The sequence below is a fragment of the Terriglobales bacterium genome (assembly GCA_035561515.1).
Classification (GTDB): domain Bacteria; phylum Acidobacteriota; class Terriglobia; order Terriglobales; family Acidobacteriaceae; genus DATMXP01.
On record DATMXP010000024.1, the window covers coordinates 87,518 to 108,493 of the forward strand.

A 20,976-nucleotide genomic window follows, 5' to 3' on the forward strand; every position below is an offset into this window, starting at 1 on the left:
AGTGCGGCCATACCTCCTTTCTGCGGGCCTCGTAGAAAGATTCCCTATCACAGCGCAATCAGAGAAGGCCACTGCCGGCTAGTGCGACTCCCAATCGAGTAACGTATCAAGGAAATAATTTATACGATCTGCAGAAGGTGTTATCAATTGATCGGAAGCGGAAGAGCAGAAGCAATCGTGCGCGCAGCCGAGCGATATCATCACTGCCCCGAAATAAGATTGAAGTAGATGGCCATTAGTGTGACCCAACACCTACGGCGGAAGCTGCTCACCACCAACATCATCGAACGCTGTTTGGCGGAGGTGCGACGCCGCACGCGCCCGATGATGTGTTTTGTCAACGTCGCAAGCGTGGACCGAATCATCTACTCGATCTTCCACCGCTTCAACCTGGATAGAAATTCCGCACCCTCTCCACACAGGCAGCTTGGCGTCGCCTCGGATGCCTCACGGGCAGGTACAGCCGGTAATGACATTACTGTCCAACGTGACCGCACCATTCCGAGCCAGCGCTCTGCCTTCCAGATTCACGCCGGTGGTTATCGTGATTGACGTCAGTGCCAGGATGTTTCCCTTGAACACTGAATTCGTTCCCAGAGTTGCCGAGCTGCCTACTTGCCAGAAAACATTACAGGCATTGGCGCCGTTGGCCAGGATAATATGGCTGCCGCTCCCGGTGGTGAGCGTGGATGCAATCTGGAAGATAAACACTGCATCCGGATTGCCCTGAGCATCGAGAGTGACATCACCGGATACTGCCAGCGACGACGTCGATTTATAAACACCCGCAGTCAGCGTCTGCCCTACCAAATCTCCAGCTACCGAAGTGCCGCCTGCACGCCCTGCAGCATCGAGATACGCGGCAGTCAATGCCGCCTGAGCCTGGGCTGCGGCGCCGTCCGCACTATGGATCGCACCGCTTGCCAGTCCAGGCGGAAATCCTGTTACAGCCGTACCCGGACTAACTCCAACATCCTCAGAGATCAGGGTTGGACCGGTATTGGTGACGGTGGATCCGGCCAGAACGGTGAAGCCTCCTATGAACGGACAAAGCGCGACTGGGGCCACTCCACCGCCGGAGCAGGGACCAGTTGTAAAAGTCAGCTGAAATGGTGCAGCCATGGAGTTTCCGCCCAAGTCCTTGGCTCCGGTTGTCACCATGATCGTGAATGTCGTATTCGCGGCCAGGTTGGCGGAAGGCGTGATCGTGGCATTGTGACTGCCTACGTCATAGGTCACGCTGCCCGGCACACCTTCGATGAAAACCGTGTTGGAATTGATGGTGAGTGAATCCATTTGCTCAGTAAAGGTGATCTTGATTTGCTGATTCAGCGGCACACAGGTGGCGCCCGCAGCGACATTGACAGCAGCAATGGTCGGTAGAGAAGTGTCTGCGGTCGCGCGAGTGGTGAAAGAGAAATTGAAGGGTGCGGCAAGTGGAGTTCCGCTTGTGTCCCTGGCCCCAACAGTAATGGTCGCGTTGTGCGTAGTGTTGGGAGCGAATGCAGGCATAGGCTTAAAGGCGGCAATCTGGTTGGTCGTGTCGTAAGTGACTGTGCCAGTCGCACCCGCAACGATAAAGGTGCCGGTATGGATGCTTGCCGGATCCATGGGCTTGCTGAAGAGCACCGCAACTTCACGCGTGGTGCCGATTGCATCAGTTGGTGGGACCTCCTTTAATACTGTGGGAGGCTCGGACGCTAGTGGAGACGTAGCAGACGATGGCTTGGAAACATCGCTGCAGCCGATAAGACAAGCTATTAGCAGAAGATTGGTGGCAACCTGAGAGAACTGATGGATCGACATACGAATTCCCTTTCACGCAAATGGGGCGCCCATGACCGAAATTACGCCTGTAAAGCACGCTTTTGGGGCCGGCGTGGGCACAAAGCCTCAGGCCTTACCTGAGGCAGCAACTTGCGTGCAGTTTTCTTTGTTGCTGCTTAGCCCCGGCAGGATGGCCGCGGCTCCCTGCGAAAAGACGGATCAGCCGTCCTAGGCCACTACGAGCGCTTCATGTTCGTTCCATCATCGCGTTCGAGCCATAGCCGAACGGCATTTTTCAGCATTAGGCTCTGCAACCAACAACTATTCTGTCTCAATAAGCTACAAAAGACCTCACAAACATCCGAATTGATCTAACTCAATTTTGTCTCGCCACGATGCCGGTATTTGCGCTCTTCGTTTAGGACTGGGCGGGTATGCCTGCGGCGTCAGCCGCACCAGCGCCTGAATGCGCGGTGAAAAAGAAGCATGCTCCAGGCCGGCAATAGCTTCGTTCGCTTGTGGCTCAAGAAGACCACGCAGAAAGGGGGCACGCCGACGAAGGGATAGCTGCACATGTCTAGCCTTTGGAATAGAATTTGATCGGCTGACCAACTGGGAAAGTACCGTCACAACCACGTACAGAAAAGGGGCGCTGGCATCATGGCTCAGCGATCAGTATAACGATTCGGGGCAACCGCTTGGTCTACGTCCTCGCGGCTATGCTTCTGCTTCACGTGTAGCTTGAATGCATCTTCAATCGTCTCGAATTTATTTGGTGGCTGGTCCCTGTCAATGCTCGCATTGCAAACGGAACACCTTCCTGAAAGTGCTTCTCCGTGACGGCCCTTAAATGTAATTCTAAGTTCTGGTTGTGCCATGCTCATAGTGTCCCATAGGCCGGACCCGATTTCTACTTGGGCCTAAATTCAAACTGCACCACTATCTGAGTTCCGAAGCTTTTTGCGAGCGCTGTATTCAAGCGTAGTAGTTCTTATTCAGCAATCTTGGGGGAACTTACGATGCCTGTGAAGGAAGGTATGTTGCACGGCGAATTCGGTATACCGTGCTTCCGTTCATCAGATTCTACTGTCAGAGGGTGGGCGAATATGTAAAACAAACTGTACTTCTGTTGTGAGTCTCCGCGAGCGGCTGCTAGGTTACTCAAGCAAAGCTTAAGACCAACAAAAGTAGAGGCAGGTTCTGCGTCCCGTCTGGTCAATGTTGCTCATGGTGGTGCTCGATCGCTGCAACAATCACATGCCGAAAGGAGTCGAGATGGTCCAGCGCCTTGCATGAGTTCAATCTCCTTTTCATCTATCATTCGCCCGAATTACTTCTCCCAGAACGACGGCTCGCTGAAGGACGTGCCTGATGAAGGCCCAGCGTGTATCGCCATGCCCCTTTAGCCAATTGATCCCTTTGGGGTACGTGATGCATTTGGGAAAATCAATGCGTCTGCTGACGCTGTTTTGCAACGGAATTGTTGAAATCGTGATCTTTTCAAAAAACTGTGCACCTAGCCGAACATTTTTTGTTCAGTTCGTTCACACGGGTGTAGTTGAAAGTTGAGGGGAACCGCGCTTCCGCGCGTTGGGTACTACATGGATCCCATTGATACGGCCCGGATATTTTGTACAAGATCGACACGCGGCGTGTCCCGTTTCGTCTTCGAGGGTAAGAAAGATCAGGCCTTTCGCAGTTCGCGAAGATAACGTCGAGCGTTTTCTTCTCTTGCTGAATCTGTGCATAGAGACGATCAGGATCGGGTAGATTACTGCCGCTAAGGGACGTTCACCATGAGCCACAGATCGATGATTCCGCGTTTAGTTCGATAGTGCCGCGCGCGGGGTGTTCATGCACTGGTCTATAGCTTGTGTGCGCGTACGATGAACCGCTTCGGTGCCGGCCCTACAAAGTAGAACGGATAGCACGTCACCAAGGTGAGTATCGATTCGTCGGAGTCACTCAGGACGTCATTAGCTTCCACTCCTACCACCTTCGCCCAATCCACCTGGTAGCGATAGGTTCCAGCGAGAGTTGTCAACGTAACTTCATCGTCCTGGCGGACATTGCGCAACGCTCTGAAAAAGGTGTCCCGATGGCCTGCGATCACGACGTTCCCTAGCCCGCCTGGCAAGGCCGTTCCCGTTACGTGGCCAACTCCACGCCGGAGGGTCTTTCCATCGGTTCCTTCCGCGATGATCACGTCGATACCAATTCGACTCATCTCGATCCGTCCAATTATCGATCCAGAGGCGACGTTAACATGTTGAGCATCGACGCTTGCAAATGACATGGCCGCTAGTGCTTGCGGTGGTATTTCTGGGGATACTCTGGCCGAGAGTTTGATTGCCTGGTTCAAACGGCTGTTTTCCCGTTCTTGGAAACGCTTCGCGTCCAACGACGCAAAGCCCACAACTCCCAGCAGGGCTAGACCGAGCGCAAGAAAGAACCAGCGGGCTAGTCGTAGGATATATCGGCTTTGGCGAGTTAATACAAGGGGCATCTTATTTCCGTGTTTCCGGTGCAGTGCCGGCTGTGGCCTCCAACGGCGCAATGTACCCAGCGCGCGTAGTTACCAATAATCCGCCAGACACTTGCACCTCAATGGAGCGATATCTGCCGTCCCGTTTTGTGTTTGTCGGTATATAGGAAAGGGTGTACTGATTTCGAATTTCATGTGCAATACGTTCGCATATTGGCACGACTTCTCGTAAGGTTCCCGGGAAGAACGCCTCGCCTCCGCTGGCTTTAGCGAGTTCGCGGAGAACATGGGGATTCTTATTATCAGGATCATCTGGTTCGTAGATTCCGAGCGCATAAATGATGGCGTCGGACTGAGTTACCAGATTCAGCATCCCCGCCATGGTGTTCGAACTTGCATTGTCAGCACCATCGCTCACGACGATGAGGACTTTCTTGTCGCGATTACCCTTCTTCAGGTGCTCAAGTGCGACACTCACTGCATCGTACAGTGCGGTCTTGCCATTGGCTTTGACCGTGCCCATAGCAGTTCGCAGTTGATCAGGTTGGTCAGTAAAGGGGATGTCGCCGGGAAGCCCGAAAGAAACGTGCTCGTTAAAGTTGATCAGGAACATCTGATCCAGCGAGTTGCTGGAGCCGGCGAATGCCAGCGCAGCGGCAATTACTTCTGCCCGTTTGGGCCGCATGCTGCCGCTATTGTCGATGACCATCCCAACTGTCACAGGGACATCTTCATGACTGAAATGCCTGATCGGCTGCGGGACATGGTCCTCGAGAACCTTAAAATCGTTTTCGCCTAATCCGGCCACAGGATTGCCGCGATGATTTCTCACAGTCATATGCAGCACGACTTCGTCAACGCTTACGCTGATCGTGTACTGACCGTCATTCCCAGCGGAAACATCAGCTCGCTGACCCCAGGCTACTGTAGACATCGTCAACAGGCAGATAATCACGAAAATGGATTTAGCTGACGAGACCTCGCTGATCCGAATCGCGGTTTTCATGACACACTATCCGCAACCGCGGTAGGCTCTTTTTCAACAGATTGTGTGAGACTCACTTTTGTCCGGATGACCCGCATGGCGATCTCGGCGGCGACTTTCAGTAGGTAAACAATTCCGCCAACTATCAGCACTAGCGCCGATAGCGCGATCACCAGGAGCACACAAGCTGCGTATTCACTCATCATGAACATGGTGACCTCATTTGCTTCTTAGCGATCCTTCTCGATTAACGATCCGAAATTGCCAAATCTTGCGGCTGTACGTGCCGGCTTGTTTTCCTGGACACGTACAGCCCCAGCAAGGAAATTCTGCGCCTTACGCCACAGAATCACACTTGCTAGCGCACTAGGCGGAAGCTTTGGTGATTACACCAGCAGCGCCCAACGAAAGTAGCCCGAGGCATGCCAGGAGCGGCAAATAGCTCGCCGTCGCAGGCATCGGTTTGGGATCTTCCATTTTGGCTACTTCCACCGGCGGAGCTTCTACGGCCGCAGTTAGCGGAACTGCTTCGCCTGTCGGTTGCACGGCTTCAATAGGCGCCGTTTTGAGATCTTCTACACTGGCGATCTCGACCGGTGTGTAAAGCACTGTTTCGTTGCTGACCTTAGCCAACTCCACTGCCTTCACTTTCGGATACACAAATTCCTCGCCCCATTGGTGACCAGGATAGAACCATGCGCGCAGCGCTTCCGGTTGTCCCTCTGCACGTTCCTTGAACGTCATAACTGTCTTGTCGGTTGAGTGCAAGCGGTAATTCGGGATCGCCAGGATGGTGGTGTAAACGTGACTTCCATCCTCGCTGGTGATGCGTACGATGTGGCGGTCCGAGAGGGAATCCACAAGCGTGAAGACGTAAGTACCAGCTGGCAGAATCTGGGCGCCTACACCAGGAACTTCGAACGGCGCGCTGAATGTGACCACAGTCTTTTTGTTCCAGTCGTCAGCCGAAGCGCTCGGCAAAACGAACAGGCAAATGGCGAACACGGAAGTAACGAGCAAACATCTGGTGAAGATTTTCAATTTGTTACCTTCTCTCCAAGATTGGTTACCGGTTGCGCAAAATGCGCGGCGGGAAGTGCGGTAGTGGAGCCTGATGCGTCCGGGAACGCTGATGTCTAGCACCGGTTGGCTCCGCGCATGCGGAGACTCTACTCGTCACTATCGGTTAAGCAGCTCAGGAATACTGGTCTGTATTGATCAAATGACGATTTATCTTGCGAATCGCATGAGCAATGAAGCGAGAGTTAAGGTTGCTGGAATTTATTGCCTAAACGCATTGAAATAAATATTCAAATGTGAGCGCTTGTGACCAGACCCACCTAAGTCACAGCCAGTAATGTGTTCTCGTTACAAAGAGGCGCTGCAATGAACCGCAGAATCCAGTATGTACTTGTTCTTATTCTCTCTTCAGCGCCATTTATGTTTGGTGTTGCAGCTAGTGGCGGGGACCCCAAGCGCAGCGGCAACACAACGGCAGACAGCAGTCGGAGCGTTGAAACTCGCGAGGAAAAATGGGAACGTGACCCCATTGTATTTTCAGCACAAGACCGCGACGCCATTCGCATCTACTTCCGCGACACCGCTTCGAACCCTGCTGTCGGCCAGACAAAGAGCAATGGCCATCACCTGCAACGTAACGGCTTACTGCCGCAGAGACTGCAGAATCAAGTGCGGCCGCTTTCCAATGACCTCGAACTCCGACTGCACCCTCTTTATAGCGGTTACACGCGCGGCATGATCGGGCACGACATGGTGATAATAGAAAGTCGTACCCTTCGTATTATGGACATCATTCGCGATGCGACAGGCCACCGCTAGCAATGAGGATGGTTTTCGCGCGAACCGAGTGAGAAGAAATCCAGGTGCGCCTGACACGCGTTTGTCAATGGGTTAGCGAATGCGGACAGCCCTGCAAAATCTTGAAAACAGTGACAAGGAATCCTTCCTGGAAATGGATTGGACCTGCCAATCTTCTTTGCGGTTTTCCTGTTTCTTCACTGCATCCACTAACTGCTGCAATGCGTCCGCAAGGGACGCGCTTTCTCCGTGATACAGCAACCATTCTCCATTCCGTGCGATGGCTTGGACGGTGTAATGTTCGTTGTTGCCGTCACCTGAATTCGTCGGGCGAGCGCTTACCGCTATCGTGAAAAGTAGAGACGTTGGCACAGTGGCTCTTCCTCGTCGAGTTATGAGGCGATTTGCGGTTCCATGGGTATGGGACCGAGATTGTCGTAAACCTCACTCGACCAGCGTTCTGCTTCTCTTCGTTGCTCTTGTGTCGGCGGATAGATCTGAATTGGTCCGTGTCGATTTGGGAGTTTTGAAAACGCTTCTTCATGTGCCATCACGAATTCCAGCGCGTGGGCAAATCGCACCGAGTGGTAATTATTACTGTAGCGTAGGCCGATGGCGTGAGACCAAAGGGGCCTTGGCCAATATTCGCAGACCAGATTCCAGTAGCCCCAGAGTGTGGATGCCCAGATTAAGAGAAAGTCGAGCGAGCCGTCGCTGCCGGCCTGGTATTCAATATGAATCAGCCCTGAGACGGAATCCGGCATGAATTCATCCCAGCTCTGTATTACGGCATATCCCAGGGCGCACTGAAGCTGAACTGTTGGTAGCAGCTGTGATTTGGCGATCAACATCATGCTTCCCCCTCACGGACACATAAGCCCCATGTTCCTAATTGTGTCGGGGAAGCGTACAAGACCAATTCCGCACGGGTATGACACTTGAGAAAGCGCGACAGCCAGGAAATGCAGCCGTGTACCGTTTCTTCCGTAAGGTTCAACTGATGGGCAATGTCGCGATCGCTCAAACCCTCTCTGACTAATCCGTAGATGGGACCGAGAACACCCAACTTTTCCCAATGGCAACGCATATCAAACCTCCCTTTATTTCGTCGACGGTGTTTCGCCAGCCTTCGCTGCCTCCTTCGAAATAGGGCGTAGCAACGCTGTAGACGCATGGCGGTCAAATGCTCGTTGCAGCAGTCGTAGCGGCGGCGCAACGAACAATTCGTAAAGTAAAGTTCTAAGTGGATGATCCATAACCAGCGGGGCCATCGCCTGTGCGGACCCCGGCCTCCCTTGCGATAGTCGCCCGGTTCAGATGGGGCTGATGACAATCGTTAGGACAACCTTCGTTATTCATGCGCGACCAGGCTTCTTCGTCAAGGAACCGCTCTTCGCTTCGTTCACGCGATCGAGAGCCATCTCCTGCCCGTTCGAAATCGGCTTTCATGATCTTTATACTTCGCCATAACTCTCGAGAAAACGCCGCAACATGATGGCCAAAGCTCTGGACAACACCATGAGATGCTCGCTGATTGAACTCGCCCGGTGGGTGCGGCAGCACAGTAATGGAAGTTGTAGCGGTAGGCATGTTACCTTCCCGGGGTGGTCGCTACGCGGTCGTTCGCTCAGGATCGCCCTATTTCGTAAGGTAACAATTTGCACTCAAGAGTTCTGAGCTATAGTGCTCACTTGGCCTTTAAGATCCGCGTCGGCCAGTCCATGAGTGTTGATAAAAACTGTTCGCTACTTTTGGAGCAGGAAGGTTCGTAGCGCGGCGTGCACTTGCAAAGTGCCGTTGTAATCGATAAGCCCCATTTTCCGAAAGCGATTCATGAAATAACTCACCCGGGACCGCGTGGTACCCACCATTTCCGCGAGAGTCTCCTGGCTTACCTTAATCAGGACTGGTTCGGGCTCCGTCCGTAGTCCAAACCCCGCCAGCATCAGCAGAATTCTGGCTAATCGTTTCTCGCTGGAACTGAAGATCTGGTCCACGAACTCCTGTTGCATCCGCACAATACGAAACAATAAATATGAAATAAAAAGTTTCGCAAAAGAGGAATCTTCATGAACGATTCGAACAAGGGCCGACCTTCTTACGCGGGAGATTGTAGAAGGTTCAATCGTCGTTGCGGTGTACGTCCACAGCGATTGCTGGGCCATGCAGCCCTCGCCGAAGAAATCGCCGTGACGCAAGAAGGCAATCACGGCTTTCTTTCCCGTGGTAGACGCAACGGTTAACTTCACCTTGCCATTCTGAATGTAATAAATCGCGTCGGCCTTATCACCTTGCTCAATGATCGTGTGTTTATTTCCGTAATCCTGAGTGGTTGCTTGGGCGTTCATCCTCTTGAACAGACCCAGATGATCGAAACTAAAGGGATTATCGGCCATGGTGACTCCTGAACCGGCGTGATCCAGTAACTGGTTAAGCTTACTAGTCAGGGTGCTTGCTTACGCTGGTCAATAGTGCTCAGTGGGAGATGTGAAAAAGGGTAAAAAGAGCAGGTCTTCTTCGTCTGAATCGCAAAGTGTTGGCTAAAACGGCTGGGAAATTGTTACTAAGGGTTCGCTACTCCGCTCTCTCCGTTGGTCTTGGCTAGTACCCGATATTGGCTGAGGTTCAGATCTGCCTTCCGGAACCGCGAGGTGGGGCAGCGGACGGGCGGCGAACAACTTTTGACAAGGCTTAGCCAGCCAGCGTGCCCAGCGAGCGGACCATGCAATTCGGGCGCTGTCGCTGGCAATGCCAGTGTCGGCATACATTTGGCGGTAGATCTTGGAGATCAGCAGGAAAGCCAAGCGGCTCTTGAAGGCTTTTAGGAATTGGGAACGCTTCCAAATGAAATGCAGGCTGTAATATCGGTCCCAGACGGCCTGCGTACACTTCCGGATTTCCTCCGCAGACATAACCGGATGAGGAATATAGAGTTTTGGCCGCAGGGAGTTTGGGATAAGCCAACGCCTGGTTATGGGTACGCCTGCCACACTCAGGACGTCACCAGCCATCGAAGCTTCCCATTTCTTGAAATCTACAGTACCGGGAAACGGTGTCAGCATGACAAACTGCGCAAACGCGAGGTCCGCCCTTTGGGCAATGGAGACAGTCGCCGCGAACGTTTCTGGCCGATCGCTCGGCAGTCCGAAGATGAATGACCCAAGCACGTACACGCCGTGCTGTCGAAAGGTCCGTAGTCGTTGGACGAGACTTTCTCCTGCCGAGTTGAAATTTTTGTAAATATCTTTCAGCCCTTCGGGAGTGACCGACTCTACTCCGACGAGCGCACCTTTGATATGCCCCGCACTCATGGCGTCCAGAAACTGCGGGTCTTCTGCCGCCTCCATCGTGATCTGGGTGAAGAAAACTGTGTCAGGCGGAAGTTGCGCCAGCCGCGACATCAGTTCAAAGCGTTCTTCACGAATGCGAGTGAGTTCCTGTAGCCGTTCCGGATTATTACGAGACGCCAGTTCGAGATCGGCAAGACTCACCGGATAAAAGTTGTCGTCGGCTAGAGCGATGTAGCGAAAACCCAGGCGCCGCAATTGGACGATCTCTTCTATGACTGAATCCGAGGAACGTTGCCGAGGACGTTGGCCGTCTGTTCGCCATACTGAGCAGAAAGAACAGTGCTTAGGACAACCGCGGATCGTTTGCACCGATGCCCACATGTAGGATTTGCGCGGAATCAGGTCCCAGCGAGCGGGCATAAGATCCGAAGCTTCAAGTCTTCCCCCGTCGTAGATATGGCGTGGATACCCATTCGCGCAGTCATGCAGTGCCTCCGCCCAAACGCGGTCTCCGTCACCCTTAACCACAGCGTGCGCGCCCCCCAACTCATGCGCCTCTTCGGGGTAGAGAGTTGCGTGAATCCCGCCGAATATTACGTAAGCGCCACGCTCGCGTGCAGCCGTGCCGATTTCATAACCGCGCAGCGCGTTGCCCGTGTGGATGCTAACGCCGACCGCGTCGCCTTTCTGGATTTGTCGCGGATCAAGCCGTTCGAGAGTCTCGTCCACAAGAACCGGATCGCCGAAAGATTTTGGGGTAGCCGCAGCAATGACGTACAGCCACCTGGGCGTAATGACCGCAGTTCCGAACGAAACGTCACTCGGATTGATAAGGTGGACTGTCATCTATGAAATCACTCTCTTTTTGCTCACGACCACATCTTCCAAATGAATGAAGTGGTCAATTTTGATCACCTTTGTAGGATGCGAGTTCGAGGAACTCTGTGGTTTTCACAACCAAATTTGATCGCATGAGCAGCCGTGATCAGCGCTTAGCCGGATGCCCGCCATCAAAACCGGAGACGAGTGAAGACGCATTATTCTGTTATTTTCGAGTTCCATTACGGTCTCTTCGTGAGGAAGTGTTCACCTGAGGAAAAGGAATGGATGGCCGCAGCTTCATCGTCTCCAATATCAAAGATGGCATAGAGTCTGGTGATCTCCAAAAGCGTGCGAACCTTACTTGTCAGATTCAACAGCTTCAACTCACCACCTGAATTACGAATTTTGGTGAATGCAGTAACGAGTTCGCCTATACCCGAGCTGTCTATGTAGGGGACGTCGCGCAAATTCAACAGGACCAACTTGCGGCCAGCAGCAATAAGTCCGCCGATCACTTGCTTGAGGGCTGCAATATCTTCGCCCAGAGTAATACGTCCCTCCATGTCGAGGATCGTTATGCCATCAACGTCGCGAGAATTGATCTTCATTCGGTTTCGAGGTTCCTCTACCTTTTGTAAGCTTCCGTTGCGGTTGCGGCTCTACGGGCACGCAATTGTTCACCACTGGGAAACCATGACTTACTAATCCTGCCATGCCCCCGGAATTACATACTGTTCAAAATTGCTCACTCACGATTCTTGGGGCGGATGCTCTTGGAGAGTATTCCGAAGACATACTCCAATGGTCAATTTGGTAATCCGGCCATGCTTTCCGTCCCTGCCAAAACCGGACGCGTAAATCCGCCAAGAGAACAAAGTCGAGAGATTAGTGCCGATCACTATCTCACGCACAAGTGCACACCGAGGGCGGCTATCACTGATTACCGAAAATTCAACTATCCGCAGGTCTTAGCGTTTCAGAGACGGGGCGTCCTGTTCGCCGACAGTTCCGTATCGTCGTCTTTTAGACTCCTCGCTTCGCCAACTTCCGAACCGCGGCAACGCCTGCAATTCGTCAGGTGGTCCTGCAACGCCTTCCGATCGTTATCGGTTTTGTTGTCTCAGCAAGACGACATCCGGTCCTTTCCGCATGCTCTGCTCAGGATGTTTGGAGGATTGGCCGCGTCTCTTGGCTAGAACTCTGAGTTCATGCGAGATCGCAACCAGTGCGATGTTACGTAGCCGTTCAGCAATTGCACATCCAATGTAGGTTACCCCCTTCAAAGTGTGTTTCTGCAAACCACAAGCTCCACGCCTTATTTTCCTCGCTCAGATTGGCGTGCGGCAAGCAAGGGCAGACAAGTTTGAGGGAAATATCACGGCTTCAGGAGGTAAGGTTGGAGTGGCATTCGGTTCCAATTCCGTCATAGTGTGCCCTGCTTTGTATGCGTTGCTTCGAATTGAGCAATGCTCTGGCCCGGGGTGAATACATGGAGTGCTGCGACTATGCCGCTTTCGTTTTCGGTGAAAAAACAGCCAGGGAGAAATCAATGACGTATCGGACCGGGTTGGCGCAAAAAAGGCAGGGGGTTTCCTGGATTTCCTGTACGTCTTCACTTAGTACGCTCAGTGGAAACGACCGCAAGCATTCCGCGCAGGTCAACACGATGAAAGGAACGCCGTTTAAATCTTGCCCGTTCCGGGGCACCCAGACTGGAGCCGACTGCCGGTGATGGTTTATCGCCCGTGATGTCGCGGTTCGAATCAATTCGGCAACCGCGCGCAAGAGTTCTTCCGGACGATGTCTGCCTTTGCCATAAAAGGCATCGGCAATGACTCCACCGGGAACCTGCTCCCCGGACTCGTAAGCACCGCTGATCGCGACCACAGGGATTTCCGGGAAGCGGCGGCGCACCACGGAAAGGAATTCAAATCCTGACATCTGCGGCATGTTCAGGTCAGAAATGATGACGTCTGGAGTCGTTTTTTGCAGCTGCAATATGGCATCGAATCCATGTATGGCAGTATTGACCTCGTATCCAGAAGCCCTCAGCAGTAGGGCGACGCTGTCGCGGATGCTTTGCTCGTCGTCTACAACGAGGATCAAGTGTTTGGAATCATTCATAACCGTCATCTTTTTTCTCCACAAAGTGGGGGACAGAACTCCTCTTGAAACGAATACGATCTATCGAATTCCCACCACTAACCCGATCTTGCCATCTTCCGCAACTCACGTCTGGTCAGAATTGACCGATCGCCGACAAAAGGTTTTTTGAACGCATTAGCGGTCTTACAAATTGTTGATGGAGACGGACAGCGCCGGAGGCCAAACGCCGGAAGGTTGGGCCTTTGCATGACTTTGGCTATGGGCCAGCGTGACCGGCTGTTGGTGTATTCCCACGTCTAGCGGTCAATATTGATCAGCATCTGAGCGCTGAAGATTGGATGCTGCTCATGCCGAAACTTGGCGGCACATTGTCTATGCCAGTCTACGAACACACGCTCTAGAATTGAGGCCTCCAATGTTGTCTATGTCCTGGTTCTCAGCTCGTGATTCTGTAACTTTACTGCTCCTCGCCTGGAGCGCGGCGATTGCAGTTTTCGCTGCCGTGGCGAAAAAAAGGGGCCGTGCTGTTGGTCCAACGAAGCGCGGCAAAAGGGACCAAGATCATAGCAATTGCGGAGCGCCATGGTTTTCCTACCGCCGTGGGGATTGGAAGTGCTTCGCCGCATGAAAACCCGATTCGTTGCCGCCACCGTCGAGCAACGCTTCATGGCGGCAGCACCGCAACTAATGATCGGGGATCGAGCTTATGATAGCGATCTGCTCGATCAGCAGTTGCGACAGCAACATGGCATCGAGTTGATCGCGCCACACAAAGTCAACCGCAGCAAGCCCAAACCAGTCTCATCGCGTCAAGTATGCGAGGGGCGCCTGTACACAGAAAAGCTCGACTCGTGTTGCTATGCACGAAGAGCCTGTATGGGTCGGCCCTGAGCCAATACAGCCGCGTCAAGATTCCCGCGGAGCGATCGGCTCCGAATGGCACGAGAAGATTGAATACCGTTCCGTCGGGCTTAGCGAGGTTTCGGCTCGTTTCATATCGGCCAGGAGACGCCTGGTCTGATCGCCACATTGATCGGACGTTCGAAGGAGGCACGGAAGGTCAATTCCATCTACGGCGAGGGCGTGAATCCACTGATGCGAAAAATCAGGGAGGGATTGGAACTGCTCGGCTGCCTGCCGATGTTCTCATGAACCACGGAAACAAGCGCGTCGTGAAGAAAGAATGGAACTGGAAGACTCAGTCAAGAGCAGCTTCTGCGCATGGCAGCCAATTGCCCAAGTTGCCGCTTCGGTGCCCGCTACGGCTTTATTCCCCGGTTGTACTCCTCTTGTTAATTCGGATTGGCGGCGGGCTTGGAGTCGGTTCCATCGTGCTCTTGTTGCTGGGTACGCAGTGGTACGTTCTGTTTAATGTCATCGCCGGTGCGATTGCGATTCCTACCGATCTGAAGGAAGCCTCTGAAGTGTTTCAGTTTAAGAAACGAGAGAAGTGGCGAACCCTAATCTTGCCGGGCATCTTTCCGTATCTGATTACCGGATTAGTGACGGCGGCTGGTGGGGCCTGGAACGCAAGCATCGTAGCTGAGTATTTTCACTTCAAAGGGCAGACTATTTCGACCGTTGGCTTAGGTGCAACAATTAGCCGCGCCACAGACTCGGGAAACTTCCCACTGCTTTTGGCAGCGACGATAACCATGGCCGCGATTGTAGTAACGGTCAATCGAACGGTGTGGCGGCCAATGTACCGGTTGGCAGAGACGAGATATAGGCTGGACAGCTAGATTGCATCTTGAGACCACTGAAGAATTGAGATTTACATTTCTAAGTCTCGCTACGCTGCGAATAACTTGCGGCGTGCGCCTTTCGAGACAGCAACCACAGCGGGATGACTGAGCTTGCGCTCAAGCGAGATCGCGTAATACCGGGTGCGAATCGAGGCTACACGAGCACCTCCAGCCCATTCTCTTTCTGCAATTTTCTTTCGAGAACACTCGGCACTGGAAAGATTTCAGTGCCTGCTTCGCCAAATTCCCTCAGCAAAGCGAAGTTTTCAAATTCCCCCAGTTGGATCGGGCGTAGGGCTTGTCGACGTAGCCATTCGTCCAAGTCGCGTCGAATGGCCGTGTTGTCGGCGGGGGGCAGAAGCGGTAGATCGTTGAGGGAATGAGGAAACCTGCCTCGGCATCGCACCGCCACAATGGGCGCTGCCATAAAGGTGGTGCCCGTCTCTCCCAGCAGGTGATTGTAAGCTCGGACCTTACTTGTGGGGGCCACGAGTCTTTGGTCTATGTTGAGAAGAACGAACTGCGAACCTATATCGAAAACTCGATGACTCGCATCTGGTGTATTTGTTTCTAGGGAAGCTACGCAGTGATGCCAATCAGACATGTACCGACAGTCGAGAGGAGATTCGCATGGTGATTACGGTAACTCGACCAATGATCTCGGCATCCTGCGGATATCTGAATTGCCGAATCCCAACCCGCGATTGTGGACTGGGGATAAGGAACAAGTAATTGCCATCCAGTTGGCACCAGCTACAGGCATATTGGTTATCCCGCAGTTCTGTGAAGTAAATCGGACGCTCATATTCATTCCTGCTAACGAAATCTCTGCTGACCTTTGTTTGGCGCGTGTCGATTTGTACGATGGTGCCAGGACGGACGACAGGATCCAAAGTATAGTCTTCCGTTCCGACGTATCCATACAGTGCGTACCTCGGATTCGCCTGTTGGAGAAGAAAGATCGGAAAATCGCTCAGGTCGCCAAACATCCGGCTGACCAGATTTGTGTGTTTGAGTGAGATGTCTTTGTGAAAGTTAAGAGAAGCCTTCACGATTGGCATAAGTTGCCTCGCCGTAGGCCGGAGGAGATGTGTGTTGGGCAGCGTGATTAGTGCCCGCTCTTTGTTCAGATTACGAATGTCCAGGCCGAATAGTGCGAGCAGGTCTTCAATGTCACACTGGTAGATAAGGCTGAGGCTGTAAAGTTTAGAAAAACCAGGCTTGAATTTTCCGTTTTCGACGTTGCTAAGCCAATTGTGGGTTATTTGTAGAGTCGGATTCTTCTTTTTTTGTGCGATTCGTTCACTCAAGCGCTCCACAGCTCGTGTGGACAGATGCAGCCGCTCGCGCTCTGCTCTTAGGCGCTTTCCCGGATCGAGAATGGACGAAGGAGCCGACATCTGAAACGGCTCATGTTGGCGATGCAGTATGGTAAGCAGAAATCATTCTGTTTGTCCATCAACATCCTGCAACCATAAGAGCGAAATATATCGAGTGCGACAGTTTTTTTGCTCCAACCCAATGGAAGATCCCTGCCAACATGGTCGCAATTCCGACCGATATCACCTCGACGATGATCGAGCCCATATTGCGATAAACGCTGATTTCATTGCGTCCCGTTTGCATGGGTGGTCGGAAAACTGGGCAGCCTTACAAAATCTATGACAAATCAGAGGGTTACATGTTGAAACAGAAGCCGATTTCTGCGAGTTACGAGAACTGCTGGAAGCTCATAAATCATGTTTGGCGCTGCTCGGCTACGTTCTCAGGTTCGAACAACAAGACCTCTCGCACAAGTAATGAATGGAGAGGACGACGATGGAATCGGCAAAGGAATTCGTTCGGGACGAGGAACTCGTGGAACGAATTAAATCTGTTCTTGCGAGGAAAGGGCTCACCCTTCATCTGGTGTCAAAACAGTCTGCCGTTTTGTTTGGAAGATCCTCTCCCTATTACTTGCCACACAATATGTATTACGAATTGCGGCAAGGCCGCTTTGGTCCCAGTCTGTTCCAGTTGTTTGCTCTCAGCCAGATTTCCAGATATCGCCTAAGCGGATGGCTGCGCTTATTCGGTTGCGACGTGGCAGCGATTCCTCACCTACAGATTCAGCTTTCCACACAGCACACAATCCTGCTCGATTCGGCAGTGGATGATCCGAATGTGTACATCCCCTGGTTCCGCAATCTGCCTCCCCATGCTCAAATTGGTTCCGTAGTGCCACTGTCACAAGTTCTTGGATGGGGAAAGGCCCGCCCTCTTGGCTCGCTAACAAAGCCGACAGGCAGACATTTCCTTTATGCAAGGATTGGGGAGTTGGATGCCATCGTTTTTCCTGACTTGTTCGCGGGCAGTATCGTGCGTGTCGATCCTGAGGTCGCGAATGCCGATATACCAAGTGGGCTAAATGAGGTTTCAAAACGGTTGTTCTTGGTCGAGCACGAGCACGGACTCCTCTGTTGTCGTATTCGCCGCACTGGACAAAATCGGTTCGTCGTCGGCACGCAATGGTCTCGCCCGAACGTCGAGTACTCGATATCTGAAGACGTCACGCCCATTGGTCTTGTGGATTTGGAGATTCGTAGTCTACTCGCCCCGAAAGAGCCCAAGATCGCGGTTGAGCCGACGAGAACTTTGGAAGGAGATCCCGACTTGATCATGCAAACACCCCTGAATGCATTGCTCCGTCGTGCAAGGCGGAAAATGGGACTTTCCTTTCGCGCTGCTTCTGCCCGCAGCCGAGAACTTGCAGATCTACTGGGAGATGAACACTACTTTGTGTCTCCGGGCACGCTCTCCGACTATGAACTAAAGGATGCCCTGCCTCGCTATTTCCAGAAGTTCATCTCCTTCTGTGTCGTTTATGCCATACCTTTTCACGAAATCATCGAAGCCCTCGACCTTCACGCGCAGGAATCTGGCTACGAATCGATCCCGGAGTCGACAGTCGCCGATGGGCTTCGATCGAATCTCAGAGAAAATGCTGCACTTTTTGATCCGGACGAGAGCGGATTCCTCGAACAACTGGTTGCTGATCTTGAGGAGGTTCCATTTTTCTTGAGGGGATCTCTGAGATACCTTTCGGGATTGCCAAACTTGTCCCTGAGAGACTTCTTCTGGATTGGAGAACCGCGAAGAGGCTTACATCCTTCGCTGCAAGGGGGAATGCTGGTCGTTGTGAATCGGCTCAGGAAACGTCCGAATACATCCAGGTCGATTCCCTTGTGGCAGCAACCGCTGTTTGTCATCCTCAAACGTGATGGGGAGTACTTGTGTGCTCATTGCAGCACAGAAAAACAAGACTTGATCCTTCACTCCTATGCAGGCGGGCAACATTCGGTCGAGCGGTTCCGCAGTGGCAATGTTGAGGTTATCGGGAGAATAGTCATGGTCATCCGAAGACTTCCGTAGTTGGACTTGGCCGTGACTGTTTTCTTGACCTCTTTTTTGGAAGTGCCTCACTCAGATCATGGAAAAAGGTCGATTTTCCGAACACCCCGAGAAATCGTTCACGCTTTTATCTTCTCTGTTTTCAATGCCGTTCTTCCGTTTTGATTAAAAAGCGAACGCGGCAGCGAGTCTCTGGACACGGGGGTCTCTGTTACCTATTTTGCTGGAACCGAAGTATGTTCACGGCCTCGGCGCTCGTTGTGTGTCAGAGGTAAGATGACTGCCCCACCTTGGGTTCCACCTGAGATTCGTTGGCTCTCTATACAGGTACGTCCGTATCTCCGCTGGCATTTTGCAAGCTTTTTTTGTGTAACCACGGGTAGTTTTCTCGCGGTGATCACTCCACTGGTTTTGAAGTGGCTCATTGATGAGATATTGCCACAACGCCAGACTGGTCTTTTGTTGTGTGCAGTAATGCTGATCTTCATCGGAAATGAAGGTCATACCGCCCTTGCCAGCTTTGGAAACTATCTGACATGGATTGCTATTCAACGAATGATACTAAGGGTCCGGCTCGACCTGCTATTGCATGCCGATCGACTCTCTGCCGACTATTATGAAAGCGCGACACCCGGCGCAGTGATGTACTTTTTTAAAGAGCCGGTTGACGAAGTCGCCTACTTCGGTTCCGACCTGCTTCCTGCGATCTTGCGAACAACGTTATCAACGGGCGTCATGATTGGGACGATGTTCATCTTGAGCCCTGGCTTGACTTGGGTTGTCCTTCCACTGATTCCCATCTTCCTCATCATGCGCCAGTATTTTAGGAAACGATTGATGTCTGATTCCGACCACGTGCAATTAAGGCTGGCCGATTGGAGTCGATTCCTCACAGAGCATCTTTCTTCGATCCTGTGCATACAGCTTCTGGGACGCGAAGAACGGCAGGAGCGAGTGGCATTCCGGCTTCTGGCGCGTTCGGCGCGTTCGCAGGTGAAGCTGTTTCAATCGATTCTTTGGTTTACAGCAGGCACGTCGTTCGTACTTGCCTTGGCGATGTCTGCCGCGATCGGTTATGGGGGTTGGAAAGTCATAGTCGGGACCCTCAGTCTTGGCAGTATGGTGGCTTACTTTAGTTTTGTCGCACAGTTGTTTGAGCCGCTGAGCGGAGTCGCAGATTTGTATGCCAGGGCACAAAAGGTTTTTGCGAGTATTCGTCAGCTACAATGCATGTTGTCTTTGCAGCCAAGTGTTGCTGATGCAAGCAAGCCGCGCAGCTTTCCACCGCACGATTGGGAAATTCGATTTAATGAGGTTGTGTTTGGCTATTCGCCTCAGCGAGAAGCCTTGTGCGTGCCTATGCTGCGAATCTCGGCGGGAGAAAAAGTAGCCATCGTTGGAGAGAATGGCGCGGGCAAGAGCACTTTGGCAAGGCTCATCGCCAGAGCCTACGACGTGAATCAGGGCTCAATTTCTATCGGTGACACGGACATCCGGAGCATTCGCCTGCGGGATCTACGTCAGCGAGTTTGCTACTTGCCACGAGATCCAGTGCTTTTCGATGGCACACTCATTTCAAATCTTCGGTTTGTCGCTCCCGGCGCTTCTGACTCAGCAGTGCGGGAAGCACTTCGACAAGCCGACCTGGCAGTCTTTCTAGAAACCCTCCCTGGCGGATATCAGCAGTGGGTTGGTCCTAATGGATGTCAACTATCTGGCGGGCAGAGACAACGATTGGCAATCGCGCGAGCTATACTGCAGCGCCCTAGCATCCTCATTCTCGACGAGGCAACGTCCTGTCTTGACCTCGATTCAGAAACTCGGATCTTCCAACATTTGCGCTCTTGCTTGTCGTTTATGACGGTGATTGTTGTTTCCCATCGTGGTTCGACAGTCTCGACATTCGACCGGGTGCTTTTCCTTTCCGAAGGCCGCGTCGTAGCGGACAGAATAGCCGAAGCGCCGCCGCCCTTGACTCCGTCTTTTTGATAGCAGGCTTGCCGGCCCTAGATTGGATTCTCACAAATGAAGAATACATTTGCCGGCAACTGATGCCGCAATTACCTCTCAATGGTCGTTTGTAGAGGAATGATGTCGAAAGAGCGAACACATAACACGTTCGCATCGGATGGCGCACTTTTGGATGTCATTGAGAAAACAGCAGAATACCTTTCAGGTTGACGATTTTCCGAACACAGGCACGTGATCGTGGCATTGGCTTCTGTATTCGTGGCAATGTGTCGCATACGTTCGGGGCAAACGAACGAGTTATGTGGGGTATGCGATGTACGAAGTCTCCAAAGGCGTTCGCAGCACACACGGCCAGGATGGCGCGGTCGTCTTGGATATCGACCAAGGCCAGATGTTTAGTGTCAACCTGGTGGGATCCAAGATTCTCGAATTGCTTGAACTCGGCAAGACAGAACCTGAGATCGTGAACGCAATCTGCCAGGAGTTCAAAGCCGATCGCGATATCGTCCAGAACGACGTAGGCGAATTCATTCACTCACTCAAACTGCACAAGCTCCTCTCCGAACCTAGCAAAAGAACGTAAGCAGCGGGAGTCGC

General features: G+C 52.5%; 17 protein-coding genes. 6 read left to right on the forward strand and 11 right to left on the reverse strand.

Annotation, left to right across the window (positions count from 1 at the left end; all coding sequences use genetic code 11):
• Positions 1–200: 200 nt before the first annotated feature.
• The 5 genes from VN577_11540 to VN577_11560 all read right to left on the reverse strand — a co-directional run bounded on the left by VN577_11540 (position 201) and on the right by VN577_11560 (position 6,278).
• Positions 201–365, reverse strand: coding sequence for a hypothetical protein (locus VN577_11540; protein ID HWR15453.1), 165 nt, complete (start codon positions 363–365; stop codon positions 201–203).
• Positions 366–447: 82 nt separating this feature from the next.
• Positions 448–1,806 carry an ice-binding family protein gene (locus VN577_11545; protein ID HWR15454.1) on the reverse strand — a complete coding sequence of 453 codons (1,359 nt, stop codon included), beginning with the start codon at positions 1,804–1,806 and terminating at the stop codon, positions 448–450.
• Between the two features lie 1,825 nt (positions 1,807–3,631).
• Positions 3,632–3,994 carry a class D sortase gene (locus VN577_11550; protein ID HWR15455.1) on the reverse strand — a complete coding sequence of 121 codons (363 nt, stop codon included), beginning with the start codon at positions 3,992–3,994 and terminating at the stop codon, positions 3,632–3,634.
• 280 nt (positions 3,995–4,274) lie between these two features.
• Positions 4,275–5,258 (reverse strand): VWA domain-containing protein, encoded by a 984-nt coding sequence (locus tag VN577_11555; GenBank protein HWR15456.1) that lies wholly within the window; start codon positions 5,256–5,258, stop codon positions 4,275–4,277.
• A 345-nt stretch (positions 5,259–5,603) separates the two neighbouring features.
• Positions 5,604–6,278: a hypothetical protein gene (locus VN577_11560; GenBank protein HWR15457.1), complete on the reverse strand. Its 675-nt coding sequence runs from the start codon at positions 6,276–6,278 to the stop codon at positions 5,604–5,606.
• A gap of 345 nt (positions 6,279–6,623) precedes the next feature.
• Between VN577_11560 and VN577_11565 the strand changes: the two genes are divergently transcribed.
• Positions 6,624–7,076, forward strand: coding sequence for a hypothetical protein (locus VN577_11565; protein HWR15458.1), 453 nt, complete (start codon positions 6,624–6,626; stop codon positions 7,074–7,076).
• 371 nt (positions 7,077–7,447) lie between these two features.
• Here VN577_11565 and VN577_11570 read toward each other — a convergent pair whose 3' ends face one another.
• From VN577_11570 to VN577_11590, 5 genes are all read right to left on the reverse strand, one after another.
• The gene (locus VN577_11570) at positions 7,448–7,909 is read right to left on the reverse strand and encodes a hypothetical protein (protein HWR15459.1); all 462 of its coding nucleotides are present in this window, start codon (positions 7,907–7,909) and stop codon (positions 7,448–7,450) included.
• Between the two features lie 891 nt (positions 7,910–8,800).
• Positions 8,801–9,451: a Crp/Fnr family transcriptional regulator gene (locus VN577_11575; protein ID HWR15460.1), complete on the reverse strand. Its 651-nt coding sequence runs from the start codon at positions 9,449–9,451 to the stop codon at positions 8,801–8,803.
• Positions 9,452–9,595: 144 nt separating this feature from the next.
• Positions 9,596–11,191 carry a radical SAM protein gene (locus tag VN577_11580; protein HWR15461.1) on the reverse strand — a complete coding sequence of 532 codons (1,596 nt, stop codon included), beginning with the start codon at positions 11,189–11,191 and terminating at the stop codon, positions 9,596–9,598.
• Between the two features lie 215 nt (positions 11,192–11,406).
• Entirely contained in the window at positions 11,407–11,775 is a 369-nt protein-coding gene (locus VN577_11585) for an STAS domain-containing protein (protein HWR15462.1), read from the reverse strand.
• 895 nt (positions 11,776–12,670) lie between these two features.
• The gene (locus VN577_11590; protein ID HWR15463.1) at positions 12,671–13,300 is read right to left on the reverse strand and encodes a response regulator; all 630 of its coding nucleotides are present in this window, start codon (positions 13,298–13,300) and stop codon (positions 12,671–12,673) included.
• A 597-nt stretch (positions 13,301–13,897) separates the two neighbouring features.
• Between VN577_11590 and VN577_11595 the strand changes: the two genes are divergently transcribed.
• Both VN577_11595 and VN577_11600 read left to right on the forward strand, forming a co-directional pair.
• A complete protein-coding gene (locus VN577_11595) occupies positions 13,898–14,164 on the forward strand; it encodes a hypothetical protein (protein ID HWR15464.1) in 267 nt (88 codons plus the stop codon).
• 257 nt (positions 14,165–14,421) lie between these two features.
• On the forward strand, positions 14,422–15,015 hold the full coding sequence (locus tag VN577_11600; protein ID HWR15465.1) for an ABC transporter permease subunit: 594 nt from the start codon (positions 14,422–14,424) through the stop codon (positions 15,013–15,015).
• Between the two features lie 599 nt (positions 15,016–15,614).
• Here VN577_11600 and VN577_11605 read toward each other — a convergent pair.
• Complete coding sequence (locus VN577_11605) at positions 15,615–16,418, reverse strand: helix-turn-helix transcriptional regulator (protein HWR15466.1); 804 nt, start codon at positions 16,416–16,418, stop codon at positions 15,615–15,617.
• 418 nt (positions 16,419–16,836) lie between these two features.
• Between VN577_11605 and VN577_11610 the strand changes: the two genes are divergently transcribed.
• The 3 genes from VN577_11610 to VN577_11620 all read left to right on the forward strand — a co-directional run bounded on the left by VN577_11610 (position 16,837) and on the right by VN577_11620 (position 20,962).
• Positions 16,837–18,429: a hypothetical protein gene (locus tag VN577_11610; protein ID HWR15467.1), complete on the forward strand. Its 1,593-nt coding sequence runs from the start codon at positions 16,837–16,839 to the stop codon at positions 18,427–18,429.
• A gap of 255 nt (positions 18,430–18,684) precedes the next feature.
• On the forward strand, positions 18,685–20,397 hold the full coding sequence (locus VN577_11615; protein HWR15468.1) for an ABC transporter ATP-binding protein: 1,713 nt from the start codon (positions 18,685–18,687) through the stop codon (positions 20,395–20,397).
• 295 nt (positions 20,398–20,692) lie between these two features.
• Complete coding sequence (locus tag VN577_11620; protein HWR15469.1) at positions 20,693–20,962, forward strand: PqqD family protein; 270 nt, start codon at positions 20,693–20,695, stop codon at positions 20,960–20,962.
• The last annotated feature ends 14 nt before the right edge of the window (positions 20,963–20,976 follow it).